Genomic DNA, 15,299 nt, shown 5'->3' with positions numbered 1-15,299 from the left:
AATGACGCGGTTTGGTCCCAAACCGCATCAATTTCAGGCCCTCAGGAGTCCTCACCCCGCCGCTTCAGGTACCGCTCGAACTCCCGCGCGATGGCCTCACCCGAGGCCTCGGGCAGGTCGGCGGTGTCGCGCGACTCCTCCAGCGAGCGGACGTAGTCGGCGATGTCCTCGTCCTCCTCGGCCAGCTCGTCGACGCCTCGCTCCCAGGCGCGGGCCTCGTCGGGCAGGTCGCCGAGCGGGATGGGGGTCTCCAGCAGGTCCTCGAGCCGGGTGAGCAGGGCGAGGGTCGCCTTGGGGCACGGCGGCTGAGCGACGTAGTGCGGGACCGCCGCCCAGTAGGACACCGCCGGGATGTCCACCCGGGCGCAGGCGTCCTGGAGAACTCCGACGATGCCGGTCGGTCCCTCGTAGGTCGACTGCTCGAGCACCAGGCGCTCCATCAGGTCGGCCTCGGTGGTGGACCCGGAGACGGGGATGGGGCGGGTGTGGGGGCTGTCGGAGAGGAGGGCGCCGAGGGTGACGAAGAGCTCGCCACCCAGGTCGTCGATGGTCGCCAGCAGCTCGGCGGTGAACTGCCGCCAGCGCATGTTGGGCTCGATGCCGCGCACCAGGATCACGTCGCGGTCGAGGTCCGGGGGAGAGGCGACCGCGACGTGGGTGCTGGGCCAGGTGAGCTTGCGGAAGCCGTTCTCGTCGATCCCGACGGTCGGCCGGTTGACCTGGAAGTCGTAGTACTCCTCGGGGTCGATCGCGGCGACCACCTTGGCGTCCCAGACCTTCATCAGGTGGTCGACGACCGCGGTGGCGGACTCGGCGGCGTCGTTCCAGCCCTCGAACGCAGCGATCACCACGGGCCGGACCAGCTCGGGGACCGTCTCGATCTCCATCACTGTGCCAGCCTAGTCACGAGATCATGGGTAACATCGGCACCAGCCGAGAGGCGTTGCAACGGACCGTCACCCAGGACGGGTCCGCCACGCTCGGCCGATGAGAAAAGGACGCCTTCCGTACTGGAAGGATGGGACATGTCTGAGACCGCGGGTCACGACGCCGCCACCGTCGCGTGGCGGCCCGACGCGACCGACGAGCTCACGCAGCTGCTTCGCGAGCGCATCGTCATCCTCGACGGTGCCATGGGGACGGCGATCCAACGGGACCGGCCGGACGAGGACGGCTACCGCGGCGAGCGCTTCGCCAGCCGGGAGGAGTGGCCGAGCGACCTGGTCGGCAACAACGACCTGCTCTCGATCACGCAGCCCGACATCATCGGCGGCATCCACCGGGAGTACCTCGACGCCGGCGCCGACATCGTCGAGACCAACACGTTCAACTCCAACGCCATCTCGCTCGCCGACTACGGCATGGAGTCGCTGGCCTACGAGCTCAACCTCGAGTCGGCGCGCCTTGCCCGGCGCATCGCCGACGAGGTGGCCGCCGCCAGCGGTCGCACGCGGTACGTCGCCGGCGCGCTCGGGCCCACGACGCGCACCGCGTCGATCAGCCCGGACGTCAACGACCCCGGCGCCCGCAACGTCTCCTACGAGCAGCTGGTCGAGGCCTATCTCGAGGCCGCCCGCGGCCTCGTCGACGGCGGCGCGGACCTGCTGTTCATCGAGACGATCTTCGACACGCTCAACGCGAAGGCCGCGATCTTCGCGGTGGAGACGCTCTTCGAGCAGGCTGGCCGGCGCTGGCCGGTCGTCATCTCCGGCACCATCACCGACGCGTCCGGCCGGACCCTGTCCGGCCAGGTGACGGAGGCCTTCTGGGACTCGGTGCGCCACGCCCAGCCACTGGCCGTCGGACTGAACTGCGCCCTGGGCGCCAAGGAGATGCGGCCCTATGTCGCCGAGCTGTCGCGGCTGGCCGACTCGTTCGTCTCGGCGTACCCGAACGCCGGCCTGCCCAACGCCTTCGGCGAGTACGACGAGGCGCCGGAGGACACGGCCGCGGTCCTCGTGGAGTTCGCGGAGGCCGGCTTCCTGAACATCGTCGGCGGCTGCTGCGGCACCACGCCCGACCACATCGCCGAGATCGCCCGCCGGATGGAGGGCCGCTCGGTCCGCCAGCCGGTGGCCGTCGAGCCCGCCATGCGGCTGTCCGGCCTCGAGCCGTTCACGATCACCGACGACAGCCTGTTCGTGAACGTCGGCGAGCGCACCAACATCACCGGGTCCGCCCGCTTCCGCAACCTGATCAAGGACGGCGACTACGACACCGCCCTCTCGGTCGCCGCGCAGCAGGTGGAGGCCGGCGCCCAGGTCATCGACGTCAACATGGACGAGGGCATGATCGACGGCGTCGCCGCGATGGACCGCTTCGTCAAGCTGATCGCGAGCGAGCCGGACATCAGCCGGGTCCCGCTCATGATCGACTCCTCCAAGTGGGAGGTCATCGAAGCCGGCCTGCGCTGCGTGCAGGGCAAGCCGATCGTGAACTCGATCTCCATGAAGGAGGGCGAGGAGAAGTTCGTCGAGCAGGCCCGGCTGTGCAAGAAGTACGGCGCGGCGGCGGTCGTGATGGCCTTCGACGAGGACGGCCAGGCCGACAACCTCGAGCGGCGCAAGGCGATCTGCGAGCGCGCCTACCGGATCCTGGTCGACCAGGTGGGCTTCCCGGCCGAGGACATCATCTTCGACCCCAACGTCTTCGCGGTCGCGACCGGCATCGAGGAGCACGCGACGTACGGCGTCGACTTCATCGAGGCGACGCGCTGGATCAAGCAGAACCTGCCCGGCGCCAAGGTCTCCGGCGGCATCTCGAACGTCTCGTTCAGCTTCCGCGGCAACAACGCGGTGCGCGAGGCGATCCACGCCGTCTTCCTGTTCCACGCCATCGAGGCCGGCCTCGACATGGGCATCGTGAACGCCGGCGCGCTGGTGCCCTACGACACCATCGACCCCGAGCTGCGCGACGCCATCGAGGACGTGGTGCTCAACCGCACCGACGACTCGGTCGCCGCGACCGAGCGGCTGCTCGAGCTCGCCGAGCGCCACCGCGGGAGCGGCGAGGTCGTCGAGGCGGCCGCCGAGGAGTGGCGCTCGCTTCCCGTCGGCGAGCGGATCACGCACGCCCTGGTGAAGGGCATCGACGGCTTCGTCGAGGCCGACACCGAGGAGCTGCGCCAGGAGATCGCGGCCCGCGGCGGTCGGCCGATCGAGGTCATCGAGGGCCCGCTGATGGACGGCATGAACGTCGTCGGCGACCTCTTCGGCGCCGGCAAGATGTTCCTCCCCCAGGTCGTGAAGTCGGCCCGGGTGATGAAGAAGGCCGTCGCCTATCTCATCCCGTTCATCGAGCAGGAGAAGCTCGACAACCCCGAGCTGGCCACCGCGAAGGACACCAACGGCACGATCGTCCTCGCCACCGTCAAGGGCGACGTTCACGACATCGGCAAGAACATCGTCGGCGTCGTGCTGTCGTGCAACAACTACGAGGTCATCGACCTCGGCGTGATGGTGCCGGCACAGAAGATCCTCGACACGGCCAAGGAGGTCGGCGCCGACATCATCGGCCTGTCCGGGCTCATCACGCCGAGCCTGGACGAGATGGTGGGCTTCGCGACCGAGATGCAGCGTCTCGGGCTCGACATCCCGCTCCTCATCGGCGGTGCGACGACCTCGCGCGCCCACACGGCCGTCAAGATCGACCGGAAGTACGACGGCCCGGTGGTCTGGGTCAAGGACGCGTCGCGCTCCGTGCCCACCGCCGCGGCGCTGCTCGACGAGCGCCAGCGCCCGGCGCTGCTGGAGGCGACGAAGGCCGACTACGACTCACTGCGCGAGCGGCACTCGCAGAAGTCCGAGCGTCCGCAGCTGTCCTTCGCCGACGCGCAGGACAACAGCTCGCCGATCGACTGGAGCGGCTACACGCCGCCGCAGCCGCGGACGCCGGGGGTCCACGTCCTCGCCGACTACGACCTCACCGAGCTGCGCGACTACATCGACTGGCAGCCGTTCTTCAACGCCTGGGAGATGAAGGGCAAGTTCCCCGACATCCTCAACAGCCCCACGCACGGCGAGGCGGCCCGCAAGCTGTACGACGACGCGCAGGCGATGCTCGACCGGCTGGTGGCCGAGAAGTGGCTGACGGCCAACGGCGTCTACGGCCTGTTCCCCGCGGCGAGCACCGGCGAGGACGTCGTCGTCTACGAGGACGACTCCCGGGCCGCCGTACGCACCACGCTGCACCAGCTGCGCCAGCAGGGCAAGCACCGCGAGGGCGTCCCGAACCGCTCCCTGGCCGACTACGTCGCACCGATCGGCAGCGACGTGACCGCCGGCGACTGGATCGGCGCCTTCGCCGTCACGGCCGGCATCGGCACGACCGAGCGGATCATGGCGTTCAAGGAGGAGCTCGACGACTACTCGGCGATCCTCCTCGAGGCCCTGGCCGACCGGCTCGCCGAGGCGTTCGCCGAGCGCCTCCACCAGCGCGTGCGCACCGAGTTCTGGGCCCACGTCCCGGAGGAGCAGCTGACCAACGAGGACCTGATCGCCGAGAAGTACACCGGCATCCGGCCAGCACCCGGCTATCCCGCGTGCCCCGACCACACCGAGAAGCAGACCATCTGGGAGCTCCTCGACGTCCAGGCCACCACCGGCATCGAGCTCACCGAGTCGATGGCGATGTGGCCGGGTGCGTCGGTGTCCGGCCTGTACTACAGCCACCCCGAGGCGCAGTACTTCGTCGTCGGTCGCCTTGGCCGCGACCAGGTCGAGGACTACGCGGCGCGGAAGGGCTGGAGCGTCGCCGAGGCCGAGAAGTGGCTCTCCCCGAACCTCGGCTACGACCCGGACGACTGAGCCGCCGGGCCCGACCGCCGGGCCAGACCGCCGGGCCAGAACGCCGGGCCAGACCGTCGGGTCACGCCGCGGACCCGGTCGTGACGGCGGCTGCCGCGATCGCCAGGTAGACCCCGGCGACCGGCAGCCGCCGCAGGACGGGGTGCCGGGGCGCGCCCGCGCGCCGACGGCGGCGCAGCCGCCTGCCGACGAGGCCGGCGGCCACGGCGTACGCGAGGTCGACGGCCAGGGCGACGAGGACGGTGACGATGCCGAGCGCCAGCACCTCCACCTGCGCCGTCGCGCCGCTCGCGTCCGGGCTGAGGAACTGCGGCAGGAAGGCCAGGAAGAACAGCGCGACCTTGGGGTTGAGCAGGTTCATGAGCAGGCCGTCCAGGTAGACGCGCCGCAGGGGAGTCCGCGACGTCTCCGTCCCGTCGCCCGGGTCGTGCCCGCGGCGGGCGAGCTCACGGCCGGCGAGGTAGACGAGATAGGCCGCACCCAGATAGCGAAGAGCGTCGAAGGCGGTGGGACTGGTGGCGATCAGCGCCGACAGGCCGAGCGCGGTGGCTGCCGCGTACACCGCCGTCCCGGTCTCGACTCCGAGGACGGAGACCACCCCGGCACGCAGGCCGTGCGCCAGGCTGCGGGTCGTGATGTAGACGATGTTCGGCCCCGGCATGCCGACCAGCACCACGGACGCGGCGGCGAAGGCGAGCAGCTGGGTGGGCTCGAGGACGAGGTTCACGGGGGACTCCGTTCGGGAGGTTCGGGGGCAGGCCTCTAGCGTGGTCGGCAGGCCGCGGTGGCCACCCGGGCCAAAGGAGGCGCAAGTGGACCGTTCTCGCGACCCCGCGGAGCTCGCGCGCGTGCTCGGGGACTGGATGTCGGCACCCGGCGCGATCTACCGCCAGCTCGCGGCGGCGCTCGCCGCCGCGGTGAGCGCCGGCGAGCTGCTCGCAGGCGACCGGCTGCCGTCGGAACGCGACCTGGCCCGGGCGCTGCACGTGAGCCGGGCGACGGTGGTCGCGGCGTACGACGAGCTCCGCGGCCGCGGCCTGGTCGAGAGCCGGCAGGGGAGTGGCAGCCGCGTGGCCCGGCCTGTCGACCGCGAGCCCGCGGCCGTCGCCAAGCGCCTGCGGCGCGGGCTCTCGGCGGAGGCGGTCCGGCGTCTCGACGGCGGCGGCAGCGATCCGGGGCCCTCGGTCGGCGCCGGCCTGATCTCCATGCGACACGCGTCGGAGCCGGGAGACCCGCGGATCGCCTCCGCCCTCGCGGAGGTCGTCGAGCAGGACCTGCCCCGCCTGCTCGACGAGATCGGCTACGCGCCGCGCGGCCTGCCCGCCCTGCGCCGGGCGCTCGCGGACCACCTGACCCGCGGCGGCCTCCCGACGACGCCGGAGGAGGTCCTCGTCACGACGGGGACGCAGCAGGCGCTGACCCTCGTCTCCCAGCTGTTGCTGGAGCGCGGCGCGACGGTCGCGGTCGAGTCGCCGAGCTGGCCGGGCTGCTTCGACACGTTCAGCGCGGTCGGGGCCCGGATGGTCGGCGTCGAGATCGACGAGGACGGGCCCCGGATCGAGCGTCTGGAAGCGGTCCTGGACGCGGAGCGGGTGTCCGCCGTGTTCCTGATGCCGACCTTCCACAACCCGACCGGCGTGCTCACCTCCGCGGGTCGGCGGCGGCAGCTGGCCCGGGTGAGCGCGGAGCGCGAGGTCCCGCTCGTCGAGGACCTCGCCTACTCCACGTCACTGGCCGACGACGACGGCGCGCTGCCGCCGCCGGTCGCGGCGTACGCCCCGCCCGGCGCCCGGGTGTTCACCCTCGGCTCCCTGTCGAAGTCGCTGTGGGCAGGGCTGCGGATCGGCTGGGTCCGGGCGCACCGGGCAGACATCGATCGCCTCGGCTACCTCAAGGCGAACGCCGACATGGGGACCCCGCTGCTGGAGCAGGCCGTCGCGGCGCGGCTGGTGCCCGCCCTGCCGGAGCTGGCGCGGGACCGCACCGCGGCCGCCCGGGAGCGCCTCGAGCATGCCCGAGCGCTGCTGCAGGCCGATCTGCCCGACTGGCGGTGGCGCGAGCCCGCCGGCGGCACGGCCCTGTGGATCCGAGTTCCCGGTGACGACGCGACGGCGCTCGCCCAGGTCGCACTGCGACACGGCGTCGAGGTGACCCCCGGCCGCGAGACCGACCCCACCGGCGCCTGGGACGACCACCTCCGGCTGCCCTTCACCTTCGAGCCCGACGTGATGGCCGAGGCAGTGCGCCGACTGGCGGCCGCCGCCGATGAGCTCCGCGGCCGGTCGGCCTCCTAGGGTGGAGGGGTGACCCTGCCTGCGGCCGTCCTGTGGGACATGGACGGCACCCTCGTCGACACCGAGCCCTACTGGATGGCCACCGAGGAGGCCATCGCCGCGGAGCACGGCGGCACCTGGACCCACGCCGACGCGATGCAGCTCGTGGGCAACGAGCTGATCGCGTCGGGGGAGTACATCAAGGCCAAGCTCGGTCTGGCGCAGTCGGCCGAGGAGGTCGTCGAGATGCTGCTCGACGGCGTGGTCGACCAGGTGCGGCACGCCGTGCCGTGGTGCCCCGGCGCACGAGAGCTGCTCCTGGCCCTGCACGACGCCGGCGTCCCGTGTGCGCTGGTCACGATGTCCTACCAGCGCTTCGTGGCGCCGATCCTCGAGCACCTGCCGCCGGAGACCTTCCGGGTGATCGTCACCGGCGACATGGTGGGCAACGGCAAGCCGCACCCCGAGCCCTATCTCACCGCGGCGGCCGCGCTGGGCGTCGACGCCGCGGACTGCGTCGCCATCGAGGACTCGCCGACCGGCGCGACCAGTGCCGCTGCCGCGGGCTGCCGGGTCCTGGTCGTGCCCAACCACGTCCCGGTCCCGCCCGGTCCGGGGCGGGTCTTCCGGGAGACGCTCGAGGGCATCACTCCTGCGGAGCTGGGCTCGCTGCTCTGAGAGCCGGCTCCGGGTACGGCGGCGGCGTGCCGCCGTACGCGGGACAGATGGCCTGGTGGACGCACCAGCGACAGCCCGCTCCGCGGCGCGCCTCGAAGACCCTCCGCTCGGTCGCGGCCCGGATCGCGTCCCAGACCGCCAGCACCTTGCGCTCGGTGGCGAGCAGGTCCTGCTCGTCGGGCTCGTAGCGCAGCACCTCGCTGTTGCCGAGGTAGACCAGCTGGAGCATCCTCGGCACCACGCCGCGCATCCGCCACAGCACGAGTGCGTAGAACTTGAGCTGGAAGAGGGCCTTGCCCTCGAACATCTCCAGCGGCGACGGGCCAGTCTTGTAGTCGACCACGCGGATCGAGCCGTCGGGCGCGACGTCCACGCGGTCGATCACGCCGCGGAGCAGGAGCTTGGCGTCGGTGAGCGTCTCGACGTACAGCTCGCGCTCGGCGGGCTCCAGCCGGGTCGGGTCCTCCAGGTCGAAGTACTTCGCCAGCGTGTCGTGGCACGAGGCGAGCCACTCCGCGATCTCCGGGCCGTCGGCGGGGAGCATCTCGGCGACCGCCGGCTCGACCGCCTGCAGCTCCTCCCACGCCGGCGCCACCATCCGGTCGGCACGCTCCGGCGTGCGCTCGGCGGCGGGCAGGTCGAAGAGCTGCTCGAGGACCCGATGCAGGACGGTGCCCCGGACGGCGGCGGGGGAGGGGGGCTCCGGCAGCCGGTCGATGCTGCGGAAGCGGTAGAGCAGCGGACAGTTCAGGAAGTCGCCCACCCGCGACGGCGACAGCGCACCCACGACGTCGACCCCGTCGACACGGGTGCCCCCGCGCTCGGAGGGGTCGGCCGGCTCGATGCCGACGGCGGGTGTGGTCGTCATGTCACCGACCCTAGGCGAGGCCTCCGACAGTGCGCGACGGCCGGTCCGGCTAGCCTCGGGTCATGCCCGCCGACCGCCCACCCGTGCCCCGGGGCATGTTCCGCATCGGCCGGATCGCGGGCAGCGACGTCCTCGTGTCCAGCACCTGGTTCCTCATCGCCGGCCTGATCGCGGTGGTGATGGCTCCCCGGGTGGATCAGGTCCAGCCGAACCTGGGCGGCTGGAAGTACGTCGTCGGGATCGCCTTCGCGATCGCCCTCTACCTCGCGGTGCTGCTCCACGAGGCCTCGCACGCCCTCATGGCGCGCCGCTTCGGGTTCACCGTGCAGTCGATCACCCTGCACTTCCTCGGCGGCGCGACCGCGATCGAGGGCGAGTCCCGCCGGCCGCGCCAGGAGTTCTGGATCGCCGTGGTCGGGCCGGTCACCTCGATCCTCGTCGGCGCCGCCGCCCTCGCGCTGTGGTTCGTGACGCCGGACGGCCTGCTCCTCCTCGTCATCGAGGGCCTGGCGGGCGCCAACCTGATGATCGGCGTGCTCAACCTCGTGCCCGGCCTGCCCCTCGACGGTGGCCGGGTGCTCAAGGCCGCCGTGTGGGCCGCCACGGGGCGCGTCCACACCGGGACCGCCGTCGCGGCCTGGAGCGGGAGGGGCGTCGCGGTGCTGGTGGCGCTCTGGGCGCTGTGGGCCTCGCGTGACGGCTCCTTCCTCAACCCCCTCGTGCTCCTGGTGGTGGCGCTCTTCCTGTGGACGGGGGCCAGCCAGGCGCTGGCCGTCGCCGGCATCTCCCGCCAGTTCGACCGGGTCGTGGCCCGCGACCTGGCGCGCCGCGCGCTGACGGTGCCCGACGACCTGCCGCTCGCGGAGGCGATGCGCCAGGCCCGTGAGGCGGGTGCGGGGAGCATCGTCACGACCACCGCCGCCGGGGCGCCCGTCGGCGTGGTCGACGAGACGGCCGCCCGCGCCGTACCGGGGGACCGGGCTCCGTGGGTCGCCGTCTCGACCGTGGCCCGCACCCTGGAGCCCGGCCTGACCCTGCCCGTGTCGATCGCCGGGTCGGAGCTGCTGGAGACCGTGCGCTCCACGCCCGCCTCCGAGTACGTGCTGCTCGACGACGCCGGCCGGGTCTACGGCGTCCTCGCGGCCGCCGACCTGATCAGGGCCGTTCGACGCTGACCCGGCGCCGGCCGGTAGATTGCGCCGGTGACCGATGCGCCTCTGCCCCCCACCGGCGACGTACCTCCCGAAGCCTGGTCGGGCGTCCACCGCGGCCCCCTCCGGGCCGGCGAGTGGGTCCGGCTGGTCGACGGGAAGGGTCGCAAGCACAACTTCGAGCTCGTCCCCGGCAAGCGGTTCTTCTCCAACAAGGGCCACCTCGAGCACGACGAGCTGATCGGGCGCGACGAGGGCTTCACCGTCACCTCCTCGGCCGGCGGCGAGTACCTCGTGTTCCGTCCCCTCCTCTCGGAGTTCGTGGTGTCGATGCCGCGCGGCGCCGCCGTGGTCTATCCCAAGGACTCCGCCCAGATCATCGCGATGGCCGACATCTTCCCCGGAGCCCACGTCGTCGAGGCCGGCGTCGGCTCCGGGGCGCTCACCTGCTCCCTGCTGCGCGCCGTCGGGCCCTACGGCCGGGTGTCGTCGTACGAGCGGCGCGAGGAGTTCGCCGAGGTCGCCCGCCGCAATGTCACCCAGTTCTTCGGCGCCCCCGACGGCCAGACGCACCCCGCCTGGCGGCTCACCCTCGGCGACCTCGCCGAGGAGCTCCCCGCGTCCGGCGAGCGGTGTGACCGGATCATCCTCGACATGCTCGCCCCGTGGGACTGCCTCGACGCCGCCGCCGACGCGCTGCTCCCCGGGGGCATCGTGTGCGCCTACGTCGCCACCACGACCCAGCTGTCGAAGTTCGTCGAGGCGGTCCGGGTCCACGGCGGCTTCACCGAGCCCACGCCCTGGGAGTCCCTCGTCCGCGACTGGCACGTCGAGGGCCTCGCCGTACGCCCCGGCCACAAGATGATCGGCCACACGGCGTTCCTCGTCACCGCCCGCCGGATGGCGCCCGGCCAGCGCGCCCCCCTCAAGAAGCGACGCCCCGCCCCCGGCGCCTACGGTCCCGACTACACCGGCCCCCGGCCGCCCGGCGTGCCGGACACCCCGGCTGAGGACTGACCGGGAAGGGTGCGGTTTGGTCCCAAACCGCAACGACTCGGGCCGGCGACATGCGGTTTGGTCCCAAACCGCATTAATCACTTCCCTGTAACACCGGCCCGAGTAGTGTCGGATCAAGGAGGTGTGCCATGACGAGCATGGGTGAAGGCACGACCGGCGGTCACCGCTCTCCGAGCCGCGAGGAGCTCGAGGACCAGGTGCGCTACCTCGAGGAGGAGGTCCACGACCTGCGCCGCCGCCTGGTCGACTCGCCGAGCGGGGCCGCCCGTTCCCTGGAGGCCCGGCTGGCTGACGCGCAGCGGTCCCTCGCGGCTGTGACCGCGCAGAACGAGCGGCTCGCGGGGACGCTGCGCGATGCCCGCGACCAGATCCTGAAGCTGAAGGAGGAGGTCGACCGGCTGGCCCAGCCGCCCGCCGGCTTCGGCACCTTCCTGCAGCGCAACGACGACGACACCGTCGACGTCTTCACGGGCGGACGCAAGCTGCGGGTGACCGCGAGCCCGGCCGTGGACCTCGACACCCTCCGGCGTGGCCAGGAGGTGATGCTCAACGAGGCGATGAACGTCGTCGCCGCCTTCGACTACGAGACGGTCGGCGAGGTCGTCATGCTCAAGGAGGTGCTCGCCGACGGTGAGCGGGTCCTGGTGATCGCGAACGCCGACGAGGAGCGCGTCGTGCGGATGGCCGAGCCGCTGCTCGGCGAGGCGCTGCGCGCGGGCGACTCTCTCCTGCTGGACTCGCGCGCGGGCTACGTCTACGAGCGGGTGCCGAAGTCCGAGGTCGAGGAGCTCGTCCTCGAGGAGGTCCCGGACATCACCTACGAGACGATCGGCGGTCTGGGCAACCAGATCGAGATGATCCAGGACGCCGTCGAGCTTCCGTACCTCTACCCGGAGCTCTTCGCCGAGCACGAGCTCAAGCCGCCGAAGGGCATCCTGCTCTACGGCCCGCCCGGCTGCGGCAAGACCCTCATCGCGAAGGCGGTGGCCAACTCGCTGGCGAAGAAGGTCGCGGCCAAGACCGGACAGGAGGGGAAGTCGTACTTCCTCAACATCAAGGGCCCCGAGCTGCTCAACAAGTACGTCGGCGAGACCGAGCGGCACATCCGGCTGGTGTTCCAGCGGGCGCGCGAGAAGGCCAGCACCGGTACGCCGGTCATCGTCTTCTTCGACGAGATGGACTCGCTCTTCCGCACCCGCGGGTCGGGGGTGTCCTCCGATGTGGAGAACACCATCGTCCCGCAGCTGCTCAGCGAGATCGACGGCGTCGAGCTGCTCGAGAACGTCCTGGTGATCGGGGCGTCGAACCGCGAGGACATGATCGACCCCGCGATCCTGCGGCCGGGCCGACTGGACGTGAAGATCAAGATCGAGCGTCCGGACGCCGAGTCCGCGCGCGACATCTTCAGCAAGTACCTCACCGCCAACCTGCCGCTGCACGCCGAGGACCTCCGGGAGTTCGGGGACGACCGGCAGGCGACGGTCAACGCGATGATCCGCGCGACGGTGGAGCGGATGTACTCCGAGACGGAGGAGAACCGCTTCCTCGAGGTGACCTACGCCAACGGCGACAAGGAGGTCCTGTACTTCAAGGACTTCAACTCCGGCGCGATGATCCAGAACATCGTCGACCGGGCGAAGAAGATGGCGATCAAGGACTTCCTCGAGCACGACCAGAAGGGGCTGCGGGTCTCGCACCTGCTCCAGGCGTGCGTCGACGAGTTCAAGGAGAACGAGGACCTGCCCAACACGACCAACCCGGACGACTGGGCCCGCATCTCCGGCAAGAAGGGCGAGCGGATCGTGTTCATCCGCACCCTCATCACCGGCAAGCAGGGCACGGAGCCGGGCCGGTCGATCGACACGGTCAGCGACACGGGCCAGTACCTGTAGGTCGGGGTTGGCGCGCTCGCCTAGGGTGGGCGCGTCCGCATCCCCCCTGCTGAGGAGCCAACCCATGAAGAAGCTCATCATCGTCGCGCTCGTCGCGCTCGGCGTCACCGCCGCCGTCAAGGTCGCGAAGAGCCGCTGACTCCCGCGTGCCGGGCCTTCGGCCCGGCACGTGCAGCACCGGCCCCGTACGACGGGGTCAGCTGCCGCGCAGGAACGCGCCGCGCAGCACGTGGAAGGCGCCGTAGCACCCCAGCCCGGCAGCCACCACCAGCATCAGCAAGGGGCCGTACGGCTCGTCCCGGAAGCGGACGATGGCCTGGTCCAGGCCGCCCGACTTGCCCGCGTCGTGGGTCACCGCGCTCCACACGAACATGCCGGCGATGACCAGGAAGGCCACGCCGCGCGCCACGTAGCCCACCCGGGCGAGCACCTTCACCACCCCGCCCAGCGTACCGACCTGGCCCTGCGCCTCCAGGCCGCGGCGCCACCGGTCCGAGACGCCGTGCACGATGCTGTAGCCGCCGAGGCCGGCGACACCGAGGGCGACCAGCACCAGCAGGGCCGGGCCGTACGGCTGGGCCATGATCCGACCGGTCAGCCCGCCGCCGCTGCCGCCCGCCTGGCCGCTCGCGACCCGGATCGACAGGAACGCCAAGACGCCGAAGACGGTGCCCCGGGCGAGTGAGGCCGCGCGTGCGCCCCAGCGTCGCAGGCCCTCCTCGTCGCGGTGACCCCCGACGGCCTGGCAGGCCTCCCAGACGACCAGTCCCAGCAGGCCGGCGGCTGCCAGCCACAGGACCACGGCGCCCATCGGCTGCTCGCGGACCTGGCGCAGCGCACCCTTCCCGGACGCGGAGCGCGCCGACTCGCCGAGGGCGAGCTGCGCGGCGAGCCAGGCGATGACCATGTAGACCCCGCCGTACGCCGCCATCCCGGCCCGCGCCGGGGCGCTGACCGCCGGATGGTCACGCGCCTCCCGGGCCATCCGCTCGGTCTTGCTCTGTGCCTCGGCCATGCCGTCACCCCCCGTGCCCGTCCACTACCCGAACCGGGTGCGCACATCCCGCCGCGGTCGGCGCCACGCCGTAGGCTGGCAGCATGAGCGTGCGCCGCGTGATGGGCACCGAGGTCGAGTACGGCATCTCGGTCCAGGGCCAGCCGACCGCCAACCCGATGGTGGCGTCGTCGCAGGTCGTCAACGCCTACGCGACGGCCACGGTGCGCGCGCGCCGGGCGCGGTGGGACTTCGAGGAGGAGTCGCCGCTGCGCGACGCCCGCGGCTTCGACATGTCCCGACAGATCGCGGACCCGACCCAGCTCACCGACGAGGACCTCGGCCTCGCCAACGTGATCCTGACCAACGGCGCCCGGCTCTACGTCGACCACGCCCACCCGGAGTACTCCACGCCCGAGGTCGTGAGCCCGCTCGACGTCGTGCGCTGGGACAAGGCGGGGGAGCAGGTCATGCTCGACGCCGCACGCCGAGCCCAGCAGCTGCCCGGGAACCCGTCGATCGTGCTCTACAAGAACAACACGGACAACAAGGGCGCCTCCTACGGTGCGCACGAGAACTACCTCATGCGCCGCTCGACGCCCTTCGCGGACATCGTCCGCCATCTCACCCCGTTCTTCGTGAGCCGGCAGGTCTTCTGCGGCGCGGGCCGGGTCGGCAAGGGCCAGGACGGGCGCGGCGAGGGCTTCCAGATCAGCCAGCGGGCCGACTTCTTCGAGGTGGAGGTGGGTCTGGAGACGACGCTGAAGCGGCCCATCATCAACACGCGCGACGAGCCCCATGCGGACCCCGAGCGCTACCGGCGGCTGCACGTGATCATCGGCGACGCGAACCTGGCCGAGGTGGCGACGTACCTCAAGGTCGGGACGACGTCGCTGGTGCTGGCGATGATCGAGGACCGGTTCATCAGCCGCGACCTCGCCGTCGACACGCCCGTCGCCGCGCTGCGTGCGGTCTCCCACGACCCGACGCTGCGGCAGACCGTCACCATGGCCGACGGCCGGCGGCTCACCGGGGTCCAGCTCCAGTTGGAGTTCCTCGACCTGGCCAAGAAGTACGTCGAGGACCGTTACGGCGCCGACGCGGACGCCCAGACCGTGGACGTGCTCGCCCGGTGGGAGGACGTCCTCGGGCGCCTCGAGTCCGACCCGATGTCCCTGGCCGACCAGCTGGACTGGGTCGCGAAGCTCAGGCTGATCGAGCAGTACCGCTCCCGCGACGGGCTCGCCTGGGACGACGCCAAGCTCCAGCTGATCGACTACCAGTACTCCGACATCCGCCCGGAGAAGGGGCTGTACCACCGCCTCGTCGGCGCCGGGCGGATCCAGCGGCTGCTCACCGACGAGCAGGTCGAGCAGGCGATGACCAACCCGCCCGAGGAGACCCGGGCGTACTTCCGCGGCCGCTGCCTGGAGAAGTACGCGCCCGACATCGCCGCCGCGTCGTGGGACTCGGTGATCTTCGACCTGCCGGGGCGCGAGTCGCTGCAGCGGGTGCCGACCATCGACCCGCTGCGGGGGAGCAAGGCACATGTCGGGGCGCTGATCGACCGCTGCGCCACCGCCGACGAGTTGGTCCGCGCGCTCAGCCGCTAGGTGGATAG

The 15,299-nt window shown here is 71.7% G+C and carries 11 protein-coding genes; 7 read left to right on the top strand and 4 right to left on the bottom strand.

The annotated features are described in order from the left end of the window. Positions 1-41 precede the first annotated feature (41 nt). Positions 42-887 carry a PAC2 family protein gene (locus tag ACJ5H2_RS10375; protein WP_408899482.1) on the bottom strand — a complete coding sequence of 282 codons (846 nt, stop codon included), beginning with the start codon at positions 885-887 and terminating at the stop codon, positions 42-44. A 138-nt stretch (positions 888-1,025) separates the two neighbouring features. Here ACJ5H2_RS10375 and metH point away from each other — a divergent pair, with 138 nt between their 5' ends. Beyond that, a complete protein-coding gene (metH, locus tag ACJ5H2_RS10370) occupies positions 1,026-4,805 on the top strand; it encodes a methionine synthase (protein WP_408899481.1) in 3,780 nt (1,259 codons plus the stop codon). Positions 4,806-4,866: 61 nt separating this feature from the next. Here metH and ACJ5H2_RS10365 read toward each other — a convergent pair whose 3' ends face one another. Continuing rightward, complete coding sequence (locus ACJ5H2_RS10365; protein WP_408899480.1) at positions 4,867-5,532, bottom strand: LysE family translocator; 666 nt, start codon at positions 5,530-5,532, stop codon at positions 4,867-4,869. A gap of 85 nt (positions 5,533-5,617) precedes the next feature. On the opposite strand from ACJ5H2_RS10365, the gene ACJ5H2_RS10360 reads away from it, so the two are divergent. After that, on the top strand, positions 5,618-7,099 hold the full coding sequence (locus tag ACJ5H2_RS10360; RefSeq protein ID WP_408899479.1) for a PLP-dependent aminotransferase family protein: 1,482 nt from the start codon (positions 5,618-5,620) through the stop codon (positions 7,097-7,099). Positions 7,100-7,108: 9 nt separating this feature from the next. Further along, entirely contained in the window at positions 7,109-7,756 is a 648-nt protein-coding gene (locus ACJ5H2_RS10355) for an HAD family hydrolase (protein ID WP_408899478.1), read from the top strand. On the opposite strand, the gene ACJ5H2_RS10350 is transcribed toward ACJ5H2_RS10355, so the two are convergent. Beyond that, positions 7,725-8,624 carry a RecB family exonuclease gene (locus ACJ5H2_RS10350; protein WP_408899477.1) on the bottom strand — a complete coding sequence of 300 codons (900 nt, stop codon included), beginning with the start codon at positions 8,622-8,624 and terminating at the stop codon, positions 7,725-7,727. The genes ACJ5H2_RS10355 and ACJ5H2_RS10350 overlap by 32 nt on opposite strands. A gap of 62 nt (positions 8,625-8,686) precedes the next feature. Between ACJ5H2_RS10350 and ACJ5H2_RS10345 the strand changes: the two genes are divergently transcribed. The 3 genes from ACJ5H2_RS10345 to arc all read left to right on the top strand — a co-directional run bounded on the left by ACJ5H2_RS10345 (position 8,687) and on the right by arc (position 12,684). After that, positions 8,687-9,799 (top strand): site-2 protease family protein, encoded by a 1,113-nt coding sequence (locus ACJ5H2_RS10345; RefSeq protein ID WP_408899476.1) that lies wholly within the window; start codon positions 8,687-8,689, stop codon positions 9,797-9,799. Between the two features lie 27 nt (positions 9,800-9,826). Next, positions 9,827-10,792, top strand: a complete 966-nt coding sequence (locus tag ACJ5H2_RS10340) for a tRNA (adenine-N1)-methyltransferase (protein WP_408899475.1) — start codon at positions 9,827-9,829, stop codon at positions 10,790-10,792. Positions 10,793-10,920: 128 nt separating this feature from the next. Then, positions 10,921-12,684: a proteasome ATPase gene (arc, locus tag ACJ5H2_RS10335; protein WP_408899474.1), complete on the top strand. Its 1,764-nt coding sequence runs from the start codon at positions 10,921-10,923 to the stop codon at positions 12,682-12,684. Between the two features lie 196 nt (positions 12,685-12,880). Here the strand turns inward: arc and ACJ5H2_RS10330 are convergent, their stop codons facing one another. Next, complete coding sequence (locus ACJ5H2_RS10330; protein ID WP_408899473.1) at positions 12,881-13,699, bottom strand: DUF1206 domain-containing protein; 819 nt, start codon at positions 13,697-13,699, stop codon at positions 12,881-12,883. An 83-nt stretch (positions 13,700-13,782) separates the two neighbouring features. Between ACJ5H2_RS10330 and dop the strand changes: the two genes are divergently transcribed. Beyond that, positions 13,783-15,291, top strand: a complete 1,509-nt coding sequence (gene dop / locus ACJ5H2_RS10325) for a depupylase/deamidase Dop (RefSeq protein ID WP_408899472.1) — start codon at positions 13,783-13,785, stop codon at positions 15,289-15,291. Positions 15,292-15,299: the final 8 nt, after the last annotated feature.

This window comes from Nocardioides pymetrozini (genome assembly GCF_046058985.1).
In the GTDB taxonomy this organism is placed as follows: Bacteria; Actinomycetota; Actinomycetes; order Propionibacteriales; family Nocardioidaceae; genus Nocardioides.
Note: the sequence above shows the minus strand (reverse complement) of the source record. Positions and strands in the feature narration are given on the sequence as shown.